General features: G+C 71.8%; 19 protein-coding genes. 10 read left to right on the top strand and 9 right to left on the bottom strand.

Annotated elements, in window-relative coordinates; translation table 11 throughout:
* Nucleotides 1–428: 428 nt before the first annotated feature.
* The 4 genes from ACBR40_RS22535 to glgX all read right to left on the bottom strand — a co-directional run bounded on the left by ACBR40_RS22535 (nucleotide 429) and on the right by glgX (nucleotide 7,939).
* A complete protein-coding gene (locus tag ACBR40_RS22535; RefSeq protein ID WP_371250013.1) occupies nucleotides 429–1,379 on the bottom strand; it encodes a hypothetical protein in 951 nt (316 codons plus the stop codon).
* Between the two features lie 612 nt (nucleotides 1,380–1,991).
* Complete coding sequence (gene treZ / locus ACBR40_RS22530) at nucleotides 1,992–3,710, bottom strand: malto-oligosyltrehalose trehalohydrolase (RefSeq protein WP_371250012.1); 1,719 nt, start codon at nucleotides 3,708–3,710, stop codon at nucleotides 1,992–1,994.
* Nucleotides 3,700–5,853 carry a malto-oligosyltrehalose synthase gene (gene treY / locus ACBR40_RS22525; RefSeq protein WP_371250011.1) on the bottom strand — a complete coding sequence of 718 codons (2,154 nt, stop codon included), beginning with the start codon at nucleotides 5,851–5,853 and terminating at the stop codon, nucleotides 3,700–3,702. The genes treZ and treY overlap by 11 nt, the downstream gene beginning before the upstream one ends.
* Entirely contained in the window at nucleotides 5,846–7,939 is a 2,094-nt protein-coding gene (gene glgX / locus ACBR40_RS22520; RefSeq protein ID WP_344209544.1) for a glycogen debranching protein GlgX, read from the bottom strand. Before glgX ends, treY begins: the two co-directional genes overlap by 8 nt.
* A 670-nt stretch (nucleotides 7,940–8,609) precedes the next feature.
* Between glgX and ACBR40_RS22515 the strand changes: the two genes are divergently transcribed.
* From ACBR40_RS22515 to pip, 6 genes are all read left to right on the top strand, one after another.
* Nucleotides 8,610–9,539 carry a helix-turn-helix domain-containing protein gene (locus ACBR40_RS22515; protein WP_371250010.1) on the top strand — a complete coding sequence of 310 codons (930 nt, stop codon included), beginning with the start codon at nucleotides 8,610–8,612 and terminating at the stop codon, nucleotides 9,537–9,539.
* 179 nt (nucleotides 9,540–9,718) lie between these two features.
* Entirely contained in the window at nucleotides 9,719–9,925 is a 207-nt protein-coding gene (locus ACBR40_RS22510; RefSeq protein ID WP_344209548.1) for a DUF397 domain-containing protein, read from the top strand.
* A 159-nt stretch (nucleotides 9,926–10,084) separates the two neighbouring features.
* Nucleotides 10,085–10,300: a DUF397 domain-containing protein gene (locus ACBR40_RS22505; protein WP_344209551.1), complete on the top strand. Its 216-nt coding sequence runs from the start codon at nucleotides 10,085–10,087 to the stop codon at nucleotides 10,298–10,300.
* Between the two features lie 78 nt (nucleotides 10,301–10,378).
* Nucleotides 10,379–10,798 (top strand): large conductance mechanosensitive channel protein MscL, encoded by a 420-nt coding sequence (gene mscL / locus ACBR40_RS22500; RefSeq protein ID WP_344209553.1) that lies wholly within the window; start codon nucleotides 10,379–10,381, stop codon nucleotides 10,796–10,798.
* A 40-nt stretch (nucleotides 10,799–10,838) separates the two neighbouring features.
* On the top strand, nucleotides 10,839–11,423 hold the full coding sequence (locus ACBR40_RS22495; protein ID WP_344209555.1) for a hypothetical protein: 585 nt from the start codon (nucleotides 10,839–10,841) through the stop codon (nucleotides 11,421–11,423).
* A gap of 38 nt (nucleotides 11,424–11,461) precedes the next feature.
* Nucleotides 11,462–12,433 carry a prolyl aminopeptidase gene (pip, locus tag ACBR40_RS22490; RefSeq protein WP_371250009.1) on the top strand — a complete coding sequence of 324 codons (972 nt, stop codon included), beginning with the start codon at nucleotides 11,462–11,464 and terminating at the stop codon, nucleotides 12,431–12,433.
* Here pip and ACBR40_RS22485 read toward each other — a convergent pair.
* Together ACBR40_RS22485 and ACBR40_RS22480 are read right to left on the bottom strand one after the other, a co-directional pair.
* Nucleotides 12,387–12,935 (bottom strand): phosphatase PAP2 family protein, encoded by a 549-nt coding sequence (locus ACBR40_RS22485; RefSeq protein WP_329584161.1) that lies wholly within the window; start codon nucleotides 12,933–12,935, stop codon nucleotides 12,387–12,389. The two genes, pip and ACBR40_RS22485, sit on opposite strands and share 47 nt — an antisense overlap.
* 100 nt (nucleotides 12,936–13,035) lie before the next feature.
* Nucleotides 13,036–13,338, bottom strand: coding sequence for a hypothetical protein (locus ACBR40_RS22480; protein ID WP_344209562.1), 303 nt, complete (start codon nucleotides 13,336–13,338; stop codon nucleotides 13,036–13,038).
* Between the two features lie 79 nt (nucleotides 13,339–13,417).
* Here ACBR40_RS22480 and ACBR40_RS22475 point away from each other — a divergent pair, with 79 nt between their 5' ends.
* Both ACBR40_RS22475 and ACBR40_RS22470 read left to right on the top strand, forming a co-directional pair.
* Nucleotides 13,418–14,212: a universal stress protein gene (locus ACBR40_RS22475; protein WP_371250008.1), complete on the top strand. Its 795-nt coding sequence runs from the start codon at nucleotides 13,418–13,420 to the stop codon at nucleotides 14,210–14,212.
* 10 nt (nucleotides 14,213–14,222) lie between these two features.
* Nucleotides 14,223–16,331: a sensor histidine kinase gene (locus ACBR40_RS22470; RefSeq protein ID WP_371250007.1), complete on the top strand. Its 2,109-nt coding sequence runs from the start codon at nucleotides 14,223–14,225 to the stop codon at nucleotides 16,329–16,331.
* Here ACBR40_RS22470 and ACBR40_RS22465 read toward each other — a convergent pair.
* Complete coding sequence (locus tag ACBR40_RS22465) at nucleotides 16,272–16,880, bottom strand: response regulator transcription factor (RefSeq protein ID WP_344209568.1); 609 nt, start codon at nucleotides 16,878–16,880, stop codon at nucleotides 16,272–16,274. The genes ACBR40_RS22470 and ACBR40_RS22465 overlap by 60 nt on opposite strands.
* A 99-nt stretch (nucleotides 16,881–16,979) precedes the next feature.
* Between ACBR40_RS22465 and ACBR40_RS22460 the strand changes: the two genes are divergently transcribed.
* Both ACBR40_RS22460 and ACBR40_RS22455 read left to right on the top strand, forming a co-directional pair.
* Entirely contained in the window at nucleotides 16,980–17,711 is a 732-nt protein-coding gene (locus ACBR40_RS22460; protein WP_329584168.1) for an ABC transporter ATP-binding protein, read from the top strand.
* Complete coding sequence (locus ACBR40_RS22455; protein WP_371250006.1) at nucleotides 17,708–20,071, top strand: FtsX-like permease family protein; 2,364 nt, start codon at nucleotides 17,708–17,710, stop codon at nucleotides 20,069–20,071. The genes ACBR40_RS22460 and ACBR40_RS22455 overlap by 4 nt, the downstream gene beginning before the upstream one ends.
* A gap of 29 nt (nucleotides 20,072–20,100) precedes the next feature.
* Here ACBR40_RS22455 and ACBR40_RS22450 read toward each other — a convergent pair whose 3' ends face one another.
* Together ACBR40_RS22450 and ACBR40_RS22445 are read right to left on the bottom strand one after the other, a co-directional pair.
* Nucleotides 20,101–21,219, bottom strand: coding sequence for a glycosyltransferase (locus tag ACBR40_RS22450; protein WP_344209574.1), 1,119 nt, complete (start codon nucleotides 21,217–21,219; stop codon nucleotides 20,101–20,103).
* Nucleotides 21,216–22,187, bottom strand: a complete 972-nt coding sequence (locus ACBR40_RS22445; protein ID WP_371250005.1) for a glucosyl-3-phosphoglycerate synthase — start codon at nucleotides 22,185–22,187, stop codon at nucleotides 21,216–21,218. Before ACBR40_RS22445 ends, ACBR40_RS22450 begins: the two co-directional genes overlap by 4 nt.
* Nucleotides 22,188–22,193: the final 6 nt, after the last annotated feature.

The following is a 22,193-nucleotide window of genomic DNA, read 5'->3' as shown; positions in this document are numbered from 1 at the left end:
TCCCACCCAGCGGCGGCAGTAGTCAGTCGTTCTTCAAGCGCCGTCCAGCCACTCCACTTCAGGCCGCAAGGCTCATCCCTCGGTAGCCCGGTGATCCTCATGCGGATGACGCGGCCAGCACGGCGGGTGGGTCACTCAGGGTTTCGCCCAGGCGGTGATAGGCGAGGACAGCTTCTCGGGGCGGGTGCGTGCGCTGCAGCTCCCTGCGGCGGGTGCGCAGTAGCCCCCGCGGCAGGTGCGCAGCACCTCCTCACAGCGGGTGCGCAGCTCCTCGCGGGCAGGTGTGCAGCAGCTCCTCACAGCGGGTGCGCAGCTCCCCGCGGGCAGGTGTGCAGCAGCTCCTCACAGCGGGTGCGCAGCAGCTCCTCGGAGCCGGTGCGCAGCGGCTCCTCGCGGCGGGTTACGAGCTAAACCGACCTCGGGCAGGATCAGGCGGCGGCCAGGGTGGGGGTGGAGGTGAGCGTGGCGTGGTGGGCGCCTCGGGTGGCGCAGAGCCAGGCGTTGACCGAGCCGGTGAAGCCCGAGGGTGGGCCGACCTTGAGGCAGGTGACCTGCCCGGCGCCTGGGGCCGGGCCGACCTTGAGGCGGCGGATGCTGCCGCTGCGGCCGAGCTCGCCCTGGCCCGCGTCGTACGGGGTCAGTCGGACGCCGAACGGCGCGCCCGTGCCCTCCGGCCGGATGTGGAGGAAGTCGTCGAGGCGGCGGTGCGGGGCGCCGGGATGGGCCGCGAGGTAGGCGAGCTGGTCGGCGACCAGGTGGTGGGCGACCGTGCGCAGGAGGTGAGTGGCGCACAGGCTGTGGGCGCAGGCCGCGCCGTCGAGGGTGATCTCGGGCAGCGCGAACCTGCGCAGGCCGCGGGAGGTCATACGGAGGCAGTCGCAACCGGCCGTGTCGGCGGGGTCCCACGGCGGACAGGTCGCGGCGTCATGCACCTGAACGTCCCAGCCGAGCCAGTCGTCGCCGAGGTCGAAGCGCGGCGGCTCGTCGGCACGCCGTCCACGAGTGGGTACGGAGGCGCCGGTCAGAGGGTCGATCAGGACTCCGTCGCAGGCATCGGCGAGGGCCCGGGCGACCGCGCGGGCCGTCTGCGCGATGGCGGGCAGGCGGTGCGGAGGCGCGGTGGCGGCGACCACGAGGTGGGCCATGGTGCGGCGCAGGCGCCGCAGGTGGTCGGCGGGGAGGGTCGCCCCTGCCGGTCTCCATGGGGTGGCGTGCCGGGTGATGGTCAGGAGGCCGGCGCCCATCGCGGCGAGCGCCGCCCTGCGATGCGCCGGCGCGATCCCCCAGGGCACGAGCGTGCCGGGGTCCGCCGGAAGCCGGGCCACGGCGATGACGAACCGGGATGTCAGGGTGCGGGGCAGCGGAAGGACGATCTTCATGGGGTGGCCTCCGTGGCTCATGGTCGTGGTCCTCGGATCGGGTTCCCTGCGGGTGATTGCGGGACCCAGGATCGGGGACGGAGGCCGGGCCGCGGGGCGGCGAACGGGATTCTGTGGATGACGGTGGCATCGCGGCCCCAGCCTGTGGACAGGCGAGAGACTCCACAACCGCATGTGCGGGGCCCGCGCCCCAGGCGGCCCTACGTGCGCGCGTGAGCAACCCAGGTCGAGGGCCCAGGTCAGGAGGCCGGATCGGGGCCAGAGTCAGGCTCCAGGTCTGGGGCCCAGGTCCGGGATCCAGGGCTGGGATCCAGGGCTGGGATCCAGGGCTGGGATCCAGGGCTGGGATCCAGGGCTGGGATCCAGGGCTGGGATCCAAGGCTGGGATCCAAGGCTGGGATCCAAGGCTGGGATCCAAGGCTGGGATCCAAGGCTGGGATCCAAGGCTGGGATCCAAGGCTGGGATCCAAGGCTGGGATCCAAGGCTGGGATCCAAGGCTGGGATCCAAGGCTGGGACCCAGGGCTGGGACCCAAAGCCAAGGTCCCAGCTCAGCGGCCCAGCTCCGTCTCCGGACGAAAGACAGGGGGCGCCAGGCTCAGGACGTATCGGGTCAGGCCGTGTCGGGGCGGGTGATGGTCAGGGACTGGCCCGGGAGGTGTAGGCGGCCGTCCTCGTCCGCTCGCACCGGATCGTCCGACGCCAGCAGCACCGCCCCCGCCGCCACCGGCACGCTCACCGCTTCCTCCGCGAAGTTCACGCTGACCGCCAGCTCCCCCCGCCACATGACCAGCCACTTCCCGCCCGGATCCACGTCCACCCTGACCCGCTCCAGCCGCGGGTCCGACAGCTCGGGCAGGGCCTTGCGCAGGGCGATGAGGTCGCGGTACCAGCACAGCAGCGACCAGTGCGCCTCCTCCTTGAGCTCGGTCCAGTCCAGCTTGGACCGCAGGAACGTCTCCTCGTCCGACGGGTCGGGGGCGTCCCACACGTACCCGAACCCGTCGAACTCGCGCTCCCGCCGCTCCGCCTCGCGCTCCCGGAGCCGGGGCTCGACGTGGTCGGAGAAGAACAGGAACGGGGAGCGCGCACCCCACTCCTCCCCCATGAACAGCATCGGCGTGAAGGGCGAGGTCAGCAGCAGCCCGGCCCCCAGCTTCAGTGCCGCGACGGGGAGCCGGTCGCCGCGCGGCCGGTTGCCGATCTGGTCGTGGTTCTGCAGGCAGGCCACCAGCCGGTGGCCGGGCACGCCCGCGTACGGCCGCCCGTGGGAGCGCCCGCGGAAGCTGGAGTACGTCCCGTCGTGCAGCACCCCGCCCGTCAGCACCTTGGCCAGCGCGGGCAGCCCCGCGAAGTCCTCGTAGTAGCCGTGGCTCTCGCCGCTGACCGCGCAGTGCAGCGCGTGGTGGACGTCGTCGTCCCATTGCGCGTTCATGCCGAGCCCGCCCGCCTCCAGCGGCAGCACCATGCGCGGGTCGTTGAGGTCGGACTCGGCGATCAGCGTCAGCGGCCGGCCGGCGGCGCAGGCCAGCGCGTCCACCTCGGCGGCCAGCTCGGCCAGCAGGTGCGTGGCGCGGGCGTCGTGCAGCGCGTGCACGGCGTCGAGCCGCAGCCCGTCCACGTGGTAGTCGCGCAGCCACTGGAGCGCGTTGCCGATGAAGTAGCGCCGCACCTCGTCGGAGCCTGGCCCGTCCAGGTTGACCGCCTCGCCCCAGTAGCTGCCGGGGAAGCCGGCGAAGTACGGTCCGAACGGGCGCAGGAAGTTCCCCGACGGCCCCAGGTGGTTGTGGACGACGTCGAGGATCACGCCGAGCCCCGCCCGGTGGCAGGCGTCCACGAACGACTTGAGCCCGTCGGGCCCCCCGTACGTCTCGTTCACCGCGTAGAGGTCGACCCCGTCGTACCCCCAGTTGCGCCCGCCGGGCACCGGCGCGACCGGCATGATCTCCACGAGATCGACGCACAGCTCGACGAGGTGGTCCAGCTTCTCGATCGCCGCGTGGAACGTGCCCTCCGGCGTGAACGTCCCGACGTGCAGCTCGTAGATGACGGAACCGCGCAGGTCCCGCCCCTTCCAGTCGTGGTCCGACCAGGTGAACCTGGCGTGGTCGTAGACCGCGCTCGGCCCGAAGACGCCGTCCGGCTGCCGGCGCGAGCGCGGGTCGGGGTAGGGCCCGTCGCCGTCCACCATGAACGCGTACGCGGTGCCGTGCTCCGCCCCCTCGACCTCCGCCGACCACCAGCCGCCGGCCCCGGGGGACATCGGCCGGCGTGAGCCCCGCACGTCCACCTCAACCGTCGTGGCGTCCGGCGCCCAGACCTCAAAGATCATGTCTCTCCAGCAGTGCGACCGGATACTGACCGAGCAGGTGCGCGAGCGGGACGCGGCCGGTGTGGACAGCGCCGGTGAGCAGGTCGCGCCATGTCCCCGGGGGCAGGGAGAGCGTCGTGCCGCCCCACCCCGTACGGGCCAGCCGCACCGGCAGCCGGGTGGCGACGGCGACCGCCCGGGGCAGCCCGCGTTCGTCCTCGCCGCGAGCGAAGGCGACCGCGTGCTCCGCCGCCGGCCCGTCCGCCTCCAGCGGCAGGTACGCCGCCCCTCCCCCGAGCCGCCGCCGCAGCCGCAGCGCCTGCCGGGTGAGCAGCAGCTTGGCCTCGTCCCATCGGGTGGCGGGCTCGGCGGGGAAGCCGACGGGACGCCGGTTGTCCGGGTCGACCAGCGAGAAGTCGCTCTTCTCGTTGCCCTGGTAGACGTCGGGCACGCCGGGCATCATGAGCTGCACGAGCTTGGCGCCCAGCGAGTTCGACATCGCATACGGCTCGATGCGCTCGGTGAACTTGCCGATCGGCAGCCGCACCGCCGCCTCGGCGAACTCGCGCAGCCCCCGCTCGTACGCCGGGTCGGGAGCGACCCACGAGATCCTGGTCTTGGCCTCCCGTGCCGCCTTGAGCAGGTAGTCCGTGAACCTTTCGGCCGAGATCGGCCAGGCGGCCATGAGGTTCTGCCAGGCCAGGTAGTCGAGGTGGGGGTCGAAGCTGACGGCCGCCGACCACTGCCCGACCGCGTCGGCCCACTCCTCCGGCAGCTCCGACAGCACCGACAGCCGCGCCCTGACGTCCTCGGAGCGTTTGGTGTCGTGCGTGGAGAGCGTGGTCATGGTGTACGGGAGCATCCCGGCGCAGAACTCGTGGAACTCCTCCACGGACGTCCCGAACACGTCCGGCTCCCCGCCCACCTCGTTGAGGCAGGCCAGCGGGAACCACCGGTAGAGCGCGGTGTCCTCCACACCCTTGGCCATGACGGGGCCGCACGCCTGCTGGAAGCGGGTGATCGTCTCCGCCGAGCCGTACAGCACCTCGTGGACCAGCGGCCCGACGTCTTCCGCCGAGCAGGACGCGGCGGCCAGCTCGACGATCTCGACGGACTCGGGGGGCGGCGGCTCGCCGGGCACCACGTACGCGCGGTAGACCGGCATCGCGGCCAGCAGCTCGCGCACCGCCTCGGGCGTGCAGCCCGCCGACCTGGCCAGCCGCTCGACCTCGGGGCGGAAGAACAGCTCCAGCACCTCGCGCTTGGACTCCTGCATGACCTGCCGGTAGTCGGCGGGCTGCCCGGTCAGCTCGGTGAACAGCCGGACCAGCGCCTCCCCGCCCTCCGGATCGACGAACAGGCCGTTGACCCGGTTGAGCACCTCGTAGCCGGTGGTGCCGTCGCAGGGCCAGTCGGCGGGCAGCCGCTCGGGGCCGATGAGGATCTTCTCGACGACCGTCCAGGTCTTCTCGCCGGTACGGGCGCGCAGCCGCTCCAGGTAGCCGCGCGGGTCGGCGAGGCCGTCGGGGTGGTCGATCCGCAGCCCGTCCACCAGCCCCTCGTCGAGGAGCCAGAAGATCACCTCGTGCGTGGCGAACAGCACCGCAGGGTCCTCGACGCGCAGCCCGATGAGCGTCGAGACGTCGAAGAAGCGCCGGTAGCCGGGGCCCTGCCGCCAGTCGACCAGCCGGTAGTGGCCGGGGTGGGGGAAGGTGTGCTCGTGGTAGCGCAGCACGTCGCCGTCCACGACCGGCTCGGTGTCGTCGCCCAGCACCGGCAGCGCGACCTTGCCGTCCTCGTCCCACGCGACGTCGAACCAGGCGGCGTACGGCGAGTCGCGGCCGTCCTTGAGCACCGACCAGAACGCGGGGTTCTCCGTGTTCATGTGGTTGGGGACGATGTCGACCACCACCCCCAGGTCGTGCGCGGCGAGCACCTGCGCCATCTCCCTGAACCCGCTCGCCCCGCCGAACGCCTCCCGGATCCTGGAGTGGTCGGTGACGTCGTAGCCGTGCCGCGACCCCTCCGCCGCCTCCAGCACGGGCGACAGGTAGACGTGGCTGACGCCCAGGTCGCGCAGGTAGCCGGCGATCCCCGCCACCTCCGCGAAGCCGAAGTCGGGGGTCAGCTGCAGCCGGTACGTCGAGGTCGGCCGCCTAGACACGGCGCAGCACCCGTACGCTCCGGCCGGGGACCTCGATCGCCTCGCCGCCGCGGCAGATCCGCACGTCGAGCATGATCGGCATTGCCGTGTCGATCTCCGTGTGCCACATCTCGCCGTAGTCCTTGGGGATCGTGAACTTGATGGTGTCGTGGTGGGCGTTGAACAGCAGGAGGAAGGAGTCGTCGCGGATCGGCCGGCCGCGCCGGTCGGGCTCGGTGATGGCCTCGCCGTTGAGGAAGACCGCGAGCGACTTGGCGTAGCCGACGTTCCAGTCGCCGTCCGTCATCTCCTCCCCTGACGGGGTGAGCCAAGCGATGTCGTTGAGGCCGCGTACCGGCTTGCCGTAGAAGAACCTCCTGCGGCGGAAGACCGGGTGCTTCTTGCGCAGCTCGGCGAGCCGCTGGGTGAACTCCAGCAGCAGCCAGTTCTCGCGCACGTCCGACCAGTCGACCCAGGTCAGCTCGTTGTCCTGGCAGTAGCCGTTGTTGTTGCCCTTCTGGGTGCGGCCCAGCTCGTCGCCGTGGGAGAGCATCGGGACGCCCTGCGACAGGAACAGCGTGGTGAGGAAGTTGCGCTTCTGCTGCTCGCGCAGCGCCTCGACGGCGATGCCCGCCGCGCCCTCCTCGCCGCAGTTCCAGGACCTGTTGTCGTCGGTGCCGTCGCGGTTGCCCTCCTTGTTCGCCTCGTTGTGCTTGTGGTTGTACGAGACGAGGTCCTGGAGGGTGAAGCCGTCGTGGCAGGTGACGAAGTTGATCGAGGCGGCCGGGCGGCGGCTGTCGTCCTGGTAGAGGTCGCTGGAGCCGGTGAAGCGGGAGCCGAACTCCGGCAGCGTGGCCGGCTGCCCCCGCCACAGGTCGCGGATCGTGTCGCGGTAGCGGCCGTTCCACTCCGTCCAGCGGGAGGGGAAGTTGCCGACCTGGTAGCCGCCGGGGCCGACGTCCCACGGCTCGGCGATCAGCTTGACCTGCGACAGCACCGGGTCCTGCTGGACCAGGTCGAAGAAGGCGCTCAGCCGGTCGACCTCGTGCAGCTCCCTGGCGAGGGTGGAGGCGAGGTCGAAGCGGAAGCCGTCGACGTGCATCTCGATGACCCAGTAGCGCAGCGAGTCCATGATCATCTGGAGCACGTGCGGCGAGCGCATGAGCAGGCTGTTGCCGGTGCCCGTGGTGTCCATGTAGTAGCGCTTGTCGTCGTCCACGGTGCGGTAGTAGTTGACGTTGTCGATCCCGCGGAAGCCCAGCGTGGGGCCCAGGTGGTTGCCCTCGGCGGTGTGGTTGTAGACCACGTCGAGGATCACCTCGATGCCCGCCTCGTGCAGCGCCCGCACCATCGCCTTGAACTCCAGCACCTGGCCGCCGCGCTGCCCCTGGCTGGAGTAGCGGTTGTGCGGGGCGAAGAAGCCGATCGAGTTGTAGCCCCAGTAGTTGGACAGCCCGCGATCCTCCAGGATGTGGTCCGTCACGAACTGGTGCACCGGCATCAGCTCCAGCGCGGTCACGCCGAGCTTGGTGAGATGGTCGAGGATCTCCGGGTGGCCGAGGGCGGCGTACGTGCCGCGCAGGTGCTCCGGGATCTTCGGGTGGCTGATCGTCAGCCCGCGCACGTGCGCCTCGTAGATCACGGTGTCGTGGTACGGCGTCGCGGGCGGCCGGTCGTGGCCCCATCCGAAGAACGGGTTGATGACGATCGAGCGCTGGACGTAAGGGGCCGAGTCCATGTCGTTGCGGGTGTCGGGGCTGCCGAAGCGGTAGCCGTACACCGCCTCGTGCCACTTCACGTCGCCCTCGATGGCCATCGCGTACGGGTCGAGCAGCAGCTTGTTCGGATTGCAGCGCAGGCCGTGCTGCGGTTCGTACGGCCCGTGGACCCGGTAGCCGTAGCGCTGCCCCGGCCCGATGCCCGGCAGGTAGCCGTGCCAGATGAACCCGTCCACCTCGGTGAGCGGCACCCGCGACTCGACGTTGTCGTCGTCGAACAGGCACAGCTCGACCTTGTCGGCGACCTCGGTGTAGAGGGAGAAGTTCGTCCCCGCGCCGTCATAGGTCGCCCCGAGCGGATATGGGTCTCCCGGCCAGACTTCGATCATCGAGGCTCCCTTGCGGTCTCTCCCCATGTTCTGTTCCCCCCGCGTCACCCGACAAGCAGCCGGGCCAGCACTGCCCGATCCCGGACATTCCAGTCATCCCAGTCATCCACTGTCCTCTCGGGCTGTCCTCTTCGGGCGCGACCCGGACATGAGTGAGCCGCCTCCGGCGGCGCGGTTGCCGGAGGCGGCTCACTTTCACAGCCCACCCCAGGCGGGCCCCCTACCCCGGCGGCCTCTCGACTGGCGCCTGGTGGTAGCACCCAGGGCAGACTGCGGACTCGGCCGGAGACGGACCCCGTCGTCCGCCTCCGCCGCTCATCGGGCCCTCGTACGCCCCCCGCGGGCATACGCACCCGGACTCACGCGGGTGAACGTCACCGGCGAATTGTCGGTCAAGTTGCTAAAATCGGAGGGAGATCATCCAGTGCTCTGGCAGGAGCGGATGATCGCTGACTGGGAAACGCGGCAAGTCACGTCCCAGCCCGGCGTCCCGGGCGGCTCTCATGGGTCGTCCGGGACAAATGTGGTCGCGGCATTTTCGAGAAGCTGCTTCTGATCTTCGTCATCGCCCCTTCCTGGTAAGCCCGCTGAAGGTTTACCCTGCTTCGGCCAGAAAGCCACCTGCAGATGGCAATTGCCATACGAACGTGCCGGTGACGTTTACCTAACGTTGGATCATGAAAACGGTGGGTATGATCGCGGTAAAACCCTCCGCCGCTTCTCGGAGCTGCTCCTCGAAAGGGGTGCGATGGCCTTCCCGAACCCCACGCTCAGGCAGCGCCAGCTGGCCATGCGCCTGCGCGAGCTGCGCCACGAGAAGGGGCTCAGCGCGGCGGAGGTCGCCGAACAGCTGCTCTGCTCCCCCACCAAGATCAGCAGGATCGAGCGCGGCCAGCGTCCCGCCAGCCTGCGCGACGTCCGGGACCTGTGCCGGCTCTACGGCCTGGCCGAGCCCAAGATGACCGAGCTGATGACCCTGGCCAGGGAGGCCCGCCAGAAGGAATGGTGGCAGACGCTCGAAGACGTCAAGTTCGCGCCCATGCTGGGCCTGGAGGCCGGCGCGACCGCGATCACCGAGTACGTCATCCAGCTCGTGCCGGGGCCGATGCAGACCGAGGACTACGCGCGGGCGGTCATCCGCGGCTGGCTGCCGCGCATCGCGCCCGACATCCTGGAGGAGCGGGTCCAGGCGCGCGGGAAACGCAAGAGCGAGCTGCTGTTCAGGGCCGACCCGCCACGCTACTGGGTGCTCCTCGACGAATCGGTGCTCCACCGCAACGTCGGCAACGGGCAGGTCATGCGGGCCCAGCTCCAGCACATTCTCGAGCTCGCGGAGCTGCCCCACGTCCGCATCCAGGTCATCCCCTTCACCTCGGGGGCGCACATGGGCTTCGACAGCCCGTTCCGTTTCCTGGAATTCGGCCGAAACTCCGACATCGCAGACACCGTCTTCGTAGAACACCAGATGGGTCTTTTCTACCTCGAAAGCGACAAAACGATTAGGCATTTCGAGGAAGTCATCGACCACTTGAGGGCTGAGGCACTGGGTTTCCAGGAGTCCTTGAACCGCGTCGCAGAAATGCTGACAAAGTTCTCATAGAACCATATAACGGTCCAACTCGAAACTCCTTGCCCGCGCTCCTCTGGCAATTGCCAGACGGAAGTGCCACTCTATGCATGACACTTGAGACGCCTAAGGGCGTCTTCCTTACCGCGTACTGGTCGTGCCCGAAATTATTCGGAACGTCGCAGCGCTCTTGATAGTGCACGGAGGAGAGAATGTCCACCCGGCCACACTCTGACGCAATCCGCCATTGGCGAGCTTCGTCTTTCTGCAACGGTGGTAGTTGTGTCGAGGTAGCCCTGCTCTCCGCCGACACCGTAGGCGTCCGCGACAACAAAAACCCTGATGGCCCGGTCATTGTCTTCGAGACGAGCGCCTGGAACGCCTTCCTCGGACGCATCAAGGGAACGCATCAGGGCTGAGAGCGCGATATCACCGGGCGGTCACCTCAGGGGTGGCCGCCCGTCACTTTTGACACCCGTCCCCACTCCCGGTCACCGGCCCATGAATTCGCCTCCCTTATTCGGGGTAAAATGCCCGACGGCGCAATACCTCTACAGCCGACCCCCAGGAGGTAGTGCATGACTCGCTCGCCTGCTCTCGACCATGCCTACTGGCACAGTTGCAACGGCGGCCAATGCGTCGAAGTCGCCGTGCTGGACGGCAAGGTCTGGGTGCGGGGCAGCCAGGACGCCAACGGCGCCGTCCTGCCGTTCTCGGTCGACGAATGGTCCGACTTCATCCGCGGGGTGAAGGACGGGCGCTTCGACCTCGAACGGCTCGCCCCCGGGGCCTGACCGGCCTCGACGTTCTCACGGGCCCGAATCCGGGGCGATCGGGTTTCAGCTCGCGCACCCGGGCAATATGCCGACCTCATGGGCGGTTTCAAGCAGTTCTTACTCCGTGGCAACATCGTCGAGCTGGCGGTGGCGGTGATCGTCGGCGCCACCTTCAGCGGGCTCGTCCAGGCGCTGGTCACCGACCTGATCACCCCACTGATCGGCGCCATCACCGGCGGCAGGCAGCCGAACTTCGCCAACTACTCCTTCACCGTCAACGGCAGCGTGTTCAAGTACGGCGACTTCCTCAACCACCTCATCACGTTCCTGATCATCGCGGCGATCGTGTACTGGCTGGTGGTGGCGCCGATGACGCGGCTGATCCGGTGGGTGGAGCGGGACAAGAAGTCCTCGACGAAGGAGTGCCCCGAGTGCCTCAGCGAGATCCCCGTGGAGGCGCGACGGTGCGCCAACTGCACCGTGGAGTTGGTGCCGAACTCGGAAAAACCGGTGTAGCCGCGCGCGGGCCGCGAAGCGGGTCCGACAAGATGGACAGATGAGCGTTGAGTTGATGGTCTGGGACGAGCCGGAGCCGATCGGCAGGGATCAGGCCCGCGCCACCTACCTGGCGGTCAAGCGCGCCGAGCCCGGCGACGGATCAGGCGTGGTGCCCGAGGTCGTCAAGGAGCTGCCCGGTGAGGTCCGGCTCTACCCGGACGGTCACGTGCTCGTGTCCATGGACCTCGACAGCATGGACGAGGTGTCCGCACAGGTCTTCGCGATCGCGCGGGCGCACGGCCTGGTGTGTTACGACCCGCAGCGCGACCTCGTGCACAACGTCGCGCCGCTCGGCGTGTACGAGGGCATGCAGCTGCACACCGGCGACGGGATGATCGTGCACGATCCGGACCTGGGGCTGGTCGACGACGTGCTGGGCACGCTGTCGGCGCAGAACCCGTTCGCCGCGCTGGTGAACTTCGGGCGGCACTTCATCCAGGTGTCGCCCGGCTACGAGCTGGAGTACAAGGAAGGGACGCTGGTCAGGACGACGGTGGCGGAGCTGGAGGAGGTGCGCCGGGCCTTCCGCGAGTACGCGACCGGCGACCGGTCCTTCCTGACCCGCCACGAGTGGGCCCAGTAGAAGTGGGCCCAGTAGCGGATGCGGCAGGATCAGAGCCCATGAGAACCCTGTACCCGCCCATCGAACCCTACGACTCCGGACTGCTCGACGTCGGCGACGGCAACCAGATCTACTGGGAGACCTGCGGAAACCCGGACGGCAAGCCGGCCGTGATGCTGCACGGCGGGCCGGGCGGCGGGTGCAGCGCCAAGCACCGGCGGCAGTGGGACCCAGAGCGCTACCGGATCGTCCTGTTCGACCAGCGCAACTGCGGCCGCAGCACGCCGCACGCGAGCGACCCGGCCACCGACCTGTCGGCCAACACCACCTGGCACCTGGTGGCCGACATGGAGCGGCTGCGCGAGCACCTCGGGATCGAGCGGTGGCAGGTGTTCGGCGGCTCGTGGGGCAGCGCGCTGGCGCTCGCCTACGCGGAGACGCATCCGGAGCGGGTGAGCGAGCTGGTGCTGCGCGGCATCTTCACGCTGCGCCCGCAGGAGCTGCGCTGGTTCTACCAGGAGGGGGCCGGCTTCCTGTTCCCCGACCTCTGGCAGCGTTATCTGGCCCCGATCCCTGAGGAGGAGCGCGACGACCTCCTCGCGGCCTTCCGCAGGCGGCTGGAGGGCGACGACGACGCGGCCCGGCTCGCGGCGGCCAAGGCCTGGGCCCAGTGGGAGGCCGGGACGATCACGCTGCGGCCCGACCCCGCCCTGGTGACCGAGTTCGGCGAGGACCGGTTGGCGGTCGCCTTCGCCAGGATCGAGAACCACTACTTCACCCACGGCGGCTGGTTCGGCCCCGAACAGCTCATCCGGGACGTGGACAAGATCCGCCACATCCCCGCGGTGATCGTCCAGGGCCGCTACGACGCCTGCACCCCCATGGCCACCGCCTGGGACCTGCACCAGGCGTGGCCGGAGGCCGAGTTCCACGTGGTGGACGACGCCGGGCACGCCTACACCGAGCCCGGCATCCTGGACCAGCTCATCGCGGCGACAGACGCGTTCGCACCAGACGTACGGCAGGGGTGAACGCCCCCACCACCAGCAAGGCGAACAGCGGCGCGAGCGCGGCTCCGAGCAGGAAGCCCGCGATCACGTCGTGCGGGTAGTGCACCCCCACGAACACCCGCGAGAACGCCATGACGACGGCCAGCGGGACGACCAGCCACGCGAGGGCGCGCCAGACGAGCACGAGCGTGGCCGCCGCGCCCGCCGCGATCACCGAGTGGTTGCTGGGAAAGGACCAGTCGGTGGCCGGCGGGCAGGCCGCGATGGTCGTGGTCACGCCCCGGCAGGGCCGGTCCTCGCGTACGAGGACCTTGACGACCTCGCTCAGCACGTACGCCAGCACGATCCCGACCGGCCCGGCGATGACCAGGGCCAGATCACGCGCGGGCGCCCGCCACGCGCGCAGGAACGCCAGCACGAACAGCGCCGCGAACAGGAATAACCCCGCGTCGGTCCCTACCTCGGCGAGCGTGTGCAGCCACGCGGGCGTGCTGGAGGCGAAGTCGACGATGTCGCGGTACACCAGTGTCCAATCCGTGAACGGGCAGTGGACACGACCTTAAGGACTCCGGTGGTCGAGCGCCTCGACCTTATGGCGGAATGTTGGGAAAAAGTCAGCAAGTTCAGCTGAGAAGCAGGCTCGTGAGCTGCGCCTGGCGGCTCTCCAGCTCGCCCCGGGTGATCAGCCCGCGGTCGAAGGCCTCGGTGGTGGCGTCGCGCTCGGCCACGTAGTAGGCGGCCATGATCTCGCTGCGGAGCGGCGTGAACCCGCGCTCCACGCAGCGGGCGAACACGGTCACCTTGCGCTCGACGGCGTCGGCGGGGACGGTGCAGGCGAGGTCGCGTTCCCGGAGCTGCTGAACCGCTTGACTGAGGGTGACCTGACCGAGTGACCCGTTGAACGTGGTGTCAAGAGTGATCTTCACTGTCTTTGCGCCTCCACAGGTTTACAACGTTCCGTACGATGCCGCGTATTCCCTGCTCAAAGCGGGTAAGAGGGCATTCATGATCGGAGAGCACGTGATCGTCGGCTACACCGGCGAGCCGGGCGGGCGGGAGGCTCTGGCCCTGGGCGCGGCGATCACGCGGGTGACCGGCGGCGAGCTCACGGTGGCGACGATCTACCCGCCCGGGAGCCCCGGGCTGGCCGTGGAGGCGCAGGCCAACCTGGCGCACGCGGCCGAGGAGCTGGGGGACGCCCCCGCCGGATACCTCGCCTACGAGAGCCGGGGCAGCGGGCGCGGCCTCGCCGTGCTGGCCAGCCGGATGCGCGCCGACCTCGTGGTGGTCGGCTCGGCGGGCGGCGGGCAGCACGGGCGCATCGCCGTCGGCACCACCGCCGACCACCTGCTCCACCTGTCGCCGGAGGCGGTCATGGTGGCGCCCGCCCAGTACGCGCCGCCCGAGGAGCCCGGCCGGCTCACCCTCGCGTACGTGCACCGGCCGCAGTGCGACGCCGCCGTCGAACGGGTGGCGCAGGCGGCGCTGCGGCTGGGGGTGCCGCTGCGGCTGATCACGTTCGACCTGCGTACCGAGGATCAGAGCAGGCTCAGGGACGACCTCGCGCTCGCCGTCCGGCTGGCGTGGGAGAGCACCGGCATCGAGGCGGAGGCGGAGGTGGCCGAGGGCCACGACGTGGCGGCGGCGATGGCCGGCGTCGAGTGGCTGCCCGGCGAGCTGCTGGTCTGCGCGGCCAGCGAGGACGCCCAGCCGCACCGGGTGTTCCTGGGCGAGCTGGCCATGAAGATGCTGCGCGCCTCCCCCTGCCCCGTCACCGTGCTGCCGAGAGGTTTCTCCTAGGCTGCTGCCCGTGCTTGTCGCGCGGGTGATCGTCGTCGCGGTGCTGGCCGCTTTGTCCAGCGTGTACGTCCTGGCGGGCGCGCCGGGGACGGCGCTGGTCTTCGCCGTGCAGTGCCTGCTCACCTTCTGGTCGCGGTCCTGGTGGCTGGTGGCCGTGCAGGCCGCGCTGGTCTGCTGGGTGACGCTGGGCTCCGGGGCGTCGGTCGTGGTGTTCGGCTTCCTGGCCGGGTCGCTGCTGGTCACCCGGCTGTGGGCGGCCGCGCCGCTGGTGGTGTTCGGCGCGGTGGTGATCGCGTACGCGCGGACCGGCGACGTGCCGCGCACGCTCGACCTGGCGGTCACCACGGTGCTGATGACGTTGATCGTCCCCGGGCTCATCCGGCTGGTGCAGCGGGTGGACGAGCTGCACGGCACCCGCCCGGCGCTGGCCGCGGCGGCCGTGGGCGAGGAGCGGCTGCGTATCGCGGCCGAGCTCAACGACGGTCTGGGCCGCGGCCTGGCGGCGATCATCGCGGGCGTGCGGCGGGCCGTGGCGGCGCCGGCCGGGGCGGGTGAGGTGCTGGGCGCGGTGGTGGCGGAGGCGCGGCGGTCGCTGGCGGAGGCGCGCTCGGCGGCGGCCGGTTACCGGGCGATGTCGCTCGGGCCCGAGCTGACGACGGCCAGGGGCATGCTGGAGGCCGCCGGGGTGGCGGTGGAGGTGCGGGCCGGGCACGAGGAGCCGCTCGGGCCGGCCGGGGCGCTGCTCGCCGCGGTGCTGCGGGAGGCGGTCACGGACGTGGTCCGGCGCGGGGCGGCCCGTACGTGCGTGATCGAGACCGCCGAGGAGGGCGGCCGGGTGCTGCTGCGCGTCCGCGACGACGGCCGCCGCACGGCCGAGGACGGCGACGGGCTGGCGGACCTGGCCGCCCAGGTGCGGGCCGCGGGCGGCGAGCTGACGAGCGGCCTGTCCCCGCAGGGCCACTACACGGTGCGGGCCGCGCTCCCCGCCCCCGAGGCGGGCGGTCCCGACCGGGCCGGGCTGGGCCTCGCGTCGGTGGACGTGTCGGTGTGGCTGCTGGCGGCGGTGCTCGTCGGGTTCAGCGTCAAGGCGCTGCTCCTGATCCCGCCGCACCTGCTGCTCCCGGCCGCCGCGACGCTGGCCGTGATCGTGGTGATGCAGCTCAGGTCGGTGTCCGGCCGGCACATGGCGGCCCTGTCCGTGATGGCGGTGCTCACCTTCGCGCCGATCCCGGTCTTCGGCCCGGTGTGGCTGGGCGTGGGCGGGTTCCTGGCGGGCCCGGTGCTGCTGGCCTTCCGCCCCTGGGTGGCCTGGCCGCTGGCCGGGGCGGTCGTCGCGGCCACGGCCGCCGTCACCGTCCACCTGGCCCTTCCGCTGCCCGAGGCGGTGAACGTCACGGTGAGCAACGTCGTCACCGGCCTGGTGGTCTACAGCCTGCTCCGCCTGGCCCAGCTCGCCAGGGAGCTGGAGGCGGCGAGGGAGAGCCTCGCCCGTTCGGCGGTCGTCGAGGAGCGCCTGCGCGCGGCCCGCGACCTGCACGACCTCCTGGGCCACAGCCTGGCCGCGATCCTGCTCAAGTGCGAGCTGGCCCGCCGCCTGCCGCCGGAGCGGGCGCGGGCGGAGCTGGCGGACGTCCTCGCCATGGCCGAACGCGCCGAGCACGACCTGCGCGCCGTCTCCGGCGAGCACCGCGACCTGTCGCTCGCCGCCGAGGCGGACGCGGCGCGGGCGACCCTGGCCGCGGCCGGCGTCGAGGTCACGGCCGAGCTGGCCCACCCGCCGCTGCCGCCGGAGGTGGAGACCGCGCTGAGCGCGGTGCTGCGCGAGGCGGTGACGAACGTCCTGCGGCACAGCCCGGCCGCCCGCCACTGCTCCATCGCCACATCGGGGGACGGCGGCCTGGTCCGGCTCACCGTACGCAACGACGGCGCGCGGGCCGCTCCGGCCCGTCGCGGCTCCTCCGGCCTCGGCAATCTGACCACCCGCCTGGCCGCGCTCGGCGGCCATCTCAGCACGGGCGTCGAGGACGGCCGGTTCGTCCTGGAGGCCCGGGTGCGGGCGTCAGATCCAGCCGCTCTCGGTGGCGATGCGCACGGCGTCGGTACGGTTGCGCGCGTTTAGCTTGGCCACGATCGCCGTGAGGTAGTTCCGCACGGTGCCGGGCGTCAGGTGGAGCCGGGCGGCGATGTCCGGCGCGTCGGCCCCGTCCGCCGCCAGCCGCAGCACGTCGGCCTCGCGCGGCGTGAGCGGGTTGTCGGCGAGGTCCCAGGCGGTGACCGCGAGGGCCTTGTCCAGCACCCGCTCGCCCCGGGCCACCGCCCGGATGGCGGCGACCAGCTCCTCCGGCGGGGCCGTCTTCAGCAGGAACCCGCCGACCTGCGCCGCGAGCGCCCGTTTGAGGTGCCCCGGCTTGCCGTAGCCGGTCAGCATGAGGGTGCGGCACGCGGGCACCCGGGCCCTGATCTCGGCGGCGGCGGCCAGCCCGTCGAGCGCGCCCGGCATGTCGATGTCGAGGACGGCCACGTCGGGCCGGCCGACGGCGGCCGCGTCCACGGCGGCCTGCCCCGACTCGACCGCGGACACCACCTCCAGGTCCTCCTCCAGGTCGAGCAGGGCCGCGAGGGCGCCGCGGATCACCGCCTGGTCCTCGGCCAGCAGTACACGAATCACGGCACACCAATGTAGGGGTGTCCGGTTCATGACGACGTCATGGGTGATCGGTGACGGTGTCTCTGGGACGCGCCGCGCCCGGCCGACAGGCTTGAGCACATGACGGACGTGGTGCGGCTGGACGCCGTGAGCAAGGTGTACGGCAAGGGACAGGGCGCGGTGGCGGCCCTGCGCGAGGTGACGACGGGCATCCCGCGCGGGACGTTCACCGCGGTGATGGGCCCTTCCGGATCGGGCAAGAGCACGTTCCTGCACTGCGCGGCCGGCCTGGACGTGCCGTCGTCGGGGTCGGTGCGCCTCGGCGGCACGGAGCTGGCGGGCATGGGCGAGACGGAGCTGACCGAGCTGCGCAGGCGCCGGGTCGGCTTCGTGTTCCAGTCGTTCAACCTGATCCCCGCGCTGGACGTGGTGGAGAACATCACCTTGCCCCTCCGCCTTGCGGGCGCCCGCGTCGACCGGGAGTGGCTGGCGGAGATCCTGCGCAGGGTCGGGCTGGAGGGCCGCGCCGGGCACCGGCCCGCCCAGTTGTCCGGCGGCCAGCAGCAGCGGGTCGCGATCGCGCGGGCGCTGGTGACGCGGCCGGAGGTGGTGTTCGGTGACGAGCCGACCGGGGCGCTCGACACGATGACCGCCCGCGAGGTGCTGGGCCTGCTGCGCGAGGTGGTGGAGAGCATGGGCCAGACCGTGGTGATGGTGACGCACGACCCGGTGGCGGCCTCGTACGCGGGGACCGTGCTGTTCCTCGCCGACGGCCGGATCGTGGACGCGATGAGCGCGCCGACCGCCGACAAGGTGGCCGAGCGCATGACGAGGATGGGGGCGTACGCGTGATCGGCCTCGCGATCAGGACCCTGCGGCACCGCAAGGGCGCCTTCGCGGGCGCGTTCGTGGCGTTGCTGTGCGCGGCGGCGCTGGTGTGCGCCTGCCTCATGCTGCTGGAGACCGGCCTGCGCGGCGCGGTCGCCCCCGAACGGTACGCGGGCACCCCGCTCGTCGTGGCCGCCGACCAGTACGTCAGGGAGAGCGTCGACAAGGGGAAGGGCAGGACGAAGACGAAGGCCAAGCCGCTGACCGAGCGCGCCTGGCTGCCCGTCTCGGCCGCCGCCGAGCTGCGCCGCGCGCCCGGCGTGACCAAGGTGATCACAGAGGTGACGTTCCCGTTCGGCGGGTTCACCGGGCACGGGTGGGAGTCCGCGGGGCTCACGCCGTTCACGATCGCGCAGGGGCGTGAGCCGCGGGCGGCCGGCGAGGTCGTGGTGGACGCGCGCGCCGGGCTGGCGGTCGGCGACAGGCTGCGCGGCCGGCGCGTGGTGGGCGTGACCGCGCAGGCCCTGCCGAGCCAGGACACGGTCTTCCTCAGCACCGCCGAGGCCCGCAGGCTCGCGGGCCGGCCGGACCTGGTGAGCGCGATCGGCGTCTTCGCCTCGGGCGACGTGCCCCTCCCGCGGGGCGCGGTGGCGTACACCGGTGACGAGCGCGGGCGGCTGGAGTTCCTGGACGCCGAGCAGGCCAGGGTGTCGCTGATCAGCATGGGCGGTGCGCTGGCCGGGACGTCGCTGCTGGTGGCGATCCTCGTCGTGGTCGGCACGTTCGCGCTGTCGGTGCAGCAGCGGCACCGCGAGCTGGCCCTGCTGCGGGCCGTCGCCGCGACCCCGAAGCAGGTCCGCGAGCTGGTGACCGGCGAGGCGCTGCTGGTGGGCGTGGCCGCCGGGGCGCTCGGGGCGGGCGCGGGCATGGGGCTCGGCGTGTGGCTGCACGCCACGTTCGTGGCGCTCGGGACCACTCCGGCGAACCTGCGGCTGGTCGTCAGCCCGTTCCCGCCGCTGGTGGCGTTCGTGGCCACGCTCGGGGCCGCGCTGGCGGCGGCGCGGGTGTCGGCCCGGCGGATCGCGCGCATCCGTCCGGTGGAGGCGCTCGGCGAGGCCGCGCTGGACCGGGGGCGGCTCCCGTGGTGGCGGGCCGTCGTGGGGCTGGCCTGCCTGGCGGGCGGGGTGGTGCTGGCGCTGGTGCTGTCGGGGCTGCGGACCGAGGCCGCGGCCACGCCCGTGACGATGCTGACGGCGCTGCTGTGGACGGTCGCCGTGACGCTGCTCGGGCCGCTGCTCGCGCGGGCGGCCGCGCGGGTGCTGCCGCTGCGGGCGGCCGGGGTGAGCGGCTTCCTGGCCGCGCGCAACCTGCGGGCCACGCCCCAGGGGCTGGCCTCGGTGCTGTCGCCGCTGACCCTGCTGGTGGCCATGACGTGCACGATCCTGTTCGCCCCCGCCACGGTGGGGCAGGCGGCGCTGGAGCAGGCCGGCGCGGGGCTGCGGGCCGGCTACGTGGTCGTGGGCGCCGACGCAGCGGCGCTCGCCGAGGTGCCCGGCGTCGAGGCGGCCACCCCGGTGCTGCGCACGACGGTCCGGGTCGGGCTGGACAAGTTCTCGGCGCAGGCGCTCGCCTACGACCCGCGCACCGTGGACCTGGGCGTCACCGAGGGCTCGATGGACGGCTTCGGCGCGAAGGACGTCGCGGTCAGCACGTCGGCCGCCGCCCGGCTCGGGATCGGCGTCGGCGACCCGCTGCGGCTCACGCTCGGCGACGGCACCCCCGCGCGGCTCACGGTGACCGCGCTCTACGCCCGCGGGCTCGGCTTCGGCGAGCTCACCCTGCCGTACGAGCTGGTCCCCCGGCACGTGGACGACCCCTCGGGCGTCGTGCTCGTGTCGGCTCCCACGCTGGGCGCGGGCGCGCTCGCGGCGGCGCTGCCGGACGGCGCGGAGCTGTCCGAAGCCTCCGGGAACGCCGCGCCGGGCGGCGGCGCGAACCAGCAGGCCACGCTCGTCGCGCTCGGGCTGATCATCGCCTTCACCGCGATCGCCGTGGTCAACACCGTGGCCATGGCGACCTCGGGGCGGGTCAGGGAGCTGGCGGCGCTGCGCCTGGCGGGCACCACGAAGCGGCAGGTGCTGCGCATGCTGCGACTGGAGACGCTGGGCGCGGCGCTGGTGGCGGCGGCGCTCGGGACGGGGATCGCGCTGGTCACGCTGGCGGCGTTCGGGTCGGGCATGACGGGGTCGGCGGCGCCGTACGTGCCGGTGGGGACGTACGCGCTGGTGATCACCGCCGCGACCGGCCTGGCCCTGCTCGCGACCTCCGTCCCGGCGCGGCTGGCGCTGCGGGTTCGGCCGGCCGCCGCCGTGGCGTCCCGCTGAAGGGCCGCGAGAGCGGCCCTTCAGCGGCGTCAGGCCCCGCGCAGGACCCGCTCGTACAGCTCCAGGTAGCGCTCGCCCATCACCGACGGCGAGAAGCGGCGGCGGGCCTCCGCGCGGCACTCCTCGGGATCGATCTCGTCGATCCGCAGCAGCCACTCGGCCAGCTCCTCCTCGGTGTCGGCGAGGAAGCCGGTGCGGCCGTGGTCGATGATCTCCGGCAGGCAGCCCCGGCGCAGCCCGACGGGCGGCACGCCGAGCGCCAGCGCCTCGACGACGGCGGTGCCGCCCGGCTCGTCCCACTGGATGGGGAAGAGCGCGGCCCGCGCCGAGGCGTAGAGCCGGTCGCGCTCCTCGCCGCCCACCGCGCCGACCCACTTCACGAGGTCGTGGTCCAGGTACGGGGTCACCTGGTCGAGGTGGTAGCGCACGTCGGGGTGGCCGTGCAGCGGGTGGTCGGGGTCCTGGGCCACGGCGTCCAGCTCGGCCTGGCTGTCCCGGCCGCTGACCGGCCCGGCCAGCACCAGCGGCAGCCCGAGCTTCTGGCAGACGCGGGCCGCCACGTGCTGTCCCTTGAGCCCGCAGACCCGGCCCATGACGATGAGGTGCTCGCCGCGCTCGGCCTCGACCCGCCGATCGGCGAGCGGCGTGGCCAGGTGGATCGCGCCGAGCGAGGCGGCGCGCAGGGCCTCGGGGGCGCGGGCGAGCTGCGACTCCGAGACGCCGTTCACCTTGATCGAGGACGGGAACGCGCCGTAGAAGTGCGGATGTTTGCGCAGGTCCCAGTGCAGGGTGTGGAGGACGGGCGGCCCGCCGTACGCCGCCAGCACCGCCGGGCCCACCACCTCCAGATGGTCGTGGACGAGGTCGATGTCGTCGCGCCCGCGCAGCTCGGCGACGATCCGCGCCTGGTGGGCGTGCGCGATGCCCATGACCTGGTTGTACGGCTTCTGCAGCTCGCCGAACTGACCGTCGTCGAAGACGCTGATCAGCTCGTCCACCTCCAGGTCGCTGCTCCCGACGGAGGCGAGGACCACCTGCACGCCGCGCTCGCGCAGCGCGGGCACCAGCGTGGCGACGACGTTCTCGATCCCTCCGTAGCCGGGGGGCGGGACGGTGAGCCACGGGCCCGCGTTCATGAGGATCTTCACGCCGGATCCTCCTCAAGGACGGAGGCGAGCGGGGGGCGCTCGGCCACGGCCACGTCCACCAGGCCGGCGTCGCCGTCGAGGCCCCACTGCAGCAGCGTGTGGGCGGGCGGCTCGGAGGCCATCACCCGGCCCTGCCGCTCCAGGCGGGACCAGGCGGTGTGCATGATCTGCCCGGCCATCCGGCCGAGGGCGCTCATGTCCTGGTGGGTGTGGGTACGGTGACCGAGGTCGACCTGGGCCATGGCGTCCAGCCCGACGAGGTCGAGCAGGTCCACCAGCAGACCGAACTCGACGCCGTACTCGGTGACGAAGGGCACCTGTTCGAGCACGGCGCGGCGGGCGGCGTACTCGCCGCCGAGCGGCTGCGCGAACCCGGCCAGCTCGGGCCAGAACATGTTGATGAGCGGCCGGGCGACCAGCTCGGTGACGCGGCCGCCGCCGCCCCGCTGGGGGACGCCGTCCGCGCCGATGTAGGGCCGCTCGTAGGTGGCCTTGACGAAGTGGACGCCGGAGTCGACCAGCAGCGGCCCAACCAGGCCCGCGACGTAGTGCGGGCCGAAGCTGCGCAGGTCGGCGTCCACGAACACGACGATGTCGCCGCTGCTGGCGGCGAGCCCCTTCCACAGGGCCTCGCCCTTGCCGGTCAGCGGCGGCAGGTGGGAGAGCACGTCGTTCTGCGCCACGACGCGGGCGCCCGCCGCGCGGGCCCGCTCGGCGGTCGCGTCGGTGGAGTTGGAGTCGACGACGAGGATCTCGTCGACGAGGGGCACGCGCTCGGCGAGCTCCCTGCGGATGACGGTGACGATGTCGCCGACCGTGCTCTCCTCGTCGCGAGCAGGCAGCACGACACTCACCGTGGTGGTTCCCTTGGCCAGCATCAAGGCGTCGACGGGCCATTCGGCGGCAGTGCTCGAATGAGGGCCGTACCACTCCTGGACCCTGGATAAGGCTCGCACATCTGTTTTCATGCAGTT

The sequence above is a fragment of the Nonomuraea sp. AD125B genome, from assembly GCF_041402765.1.
Lineage (GTDB): Bacteria > Actinomycetota > Actinomycetes > Streptosporangiales > Streptosporangiaceae > Nonomuraea > Nonomuraea bangladeshensis.
Note: the sequence above shows the minus strand (reverse complement) of the source record. Positions and strands in the feature narration are given on the sequence as shown.

Excerpts from the sequence above, each read along its gene's own strand:
- ACBR40_RS22535 (WP_371250013.1), bottom strand. The coding sequence starts at position 1,379 with ATGAAGATCGTCCTTCCGCTGCCCCGCACCCTGACATCCCGGTTCGTC.
- ACBR40_RS22505 (WP_344209551.1), top strand. The coding sequence starts at position 10,085 with ATGACTCGCTCGCCTGCTCTCGACCATGCCTACTGGCACAGTTGCAAC.
- pip (WP_371250009.1), top strand. The coding sequence starts at position 11,462 with ATGAGAACCCTGTACCCGCCCATCGAACCCTACGACTCCGGACTGCTC.
- ACBR40_RS22495 (WP_344209555.1), top strand. The coding sequence starts at position 10,839 with ATGAGCGTTGAGTTGATGGTCTGGGACGAGCCGGAGCCGATCGGCAGG.
- treZ (WP_371250012.1), bottom strand. The coding sequence starts at position 3,710 with ATGATCTTTGAGGTCTGGGCGCCGGACGCCACGACGGTTGAGGTGGAC.
- glgX (WP_344209544.1), bottom strand. The coding sequence starts at position 7,939 with ATGATCGAAGTCTGGCCGGGAGACCCATATCCGCTCGGGGCGACCTAT.
- mscL (WP_344209553.1), top strand. The coding sequence starts at position 10,379 with ATGGGCGGTTTCAAGCAGTTCTTACTCCGTGGCAACATCGTCGAGCTG.
- ACBR40_RS22445 (WP_371250005.1), bottom strand. The coding sequence starts at position 22,187 with ATGAAAACAGATGTGCGAGCCTTATCCAGGGTCCAGGAGTGGTACGGC.
- ACBR40_RS22510 (WP_344209548.1), top strand. The coding sequence starts at position 9,719 with ATGTCCACCCGGCCACACTCTGACGCAATCCGCCATTGGCGAGCTTCG.
- ACBR40_RS22460 (WP_329584168.1), top strand. The coding sequence starts at position 16,980 with ATGACGGACGTGGTGCGGCTGGACGCCGTGAGCAAGGTGTACGGCAAG.
- ACBR40_RS22475 (WP_371250008.1), top strand. The coding sequence starts at position 13,418 with ATGATCGGAGAGCACGTGATCGTCGGCTACACCGGCGAGCCGGGCGGG.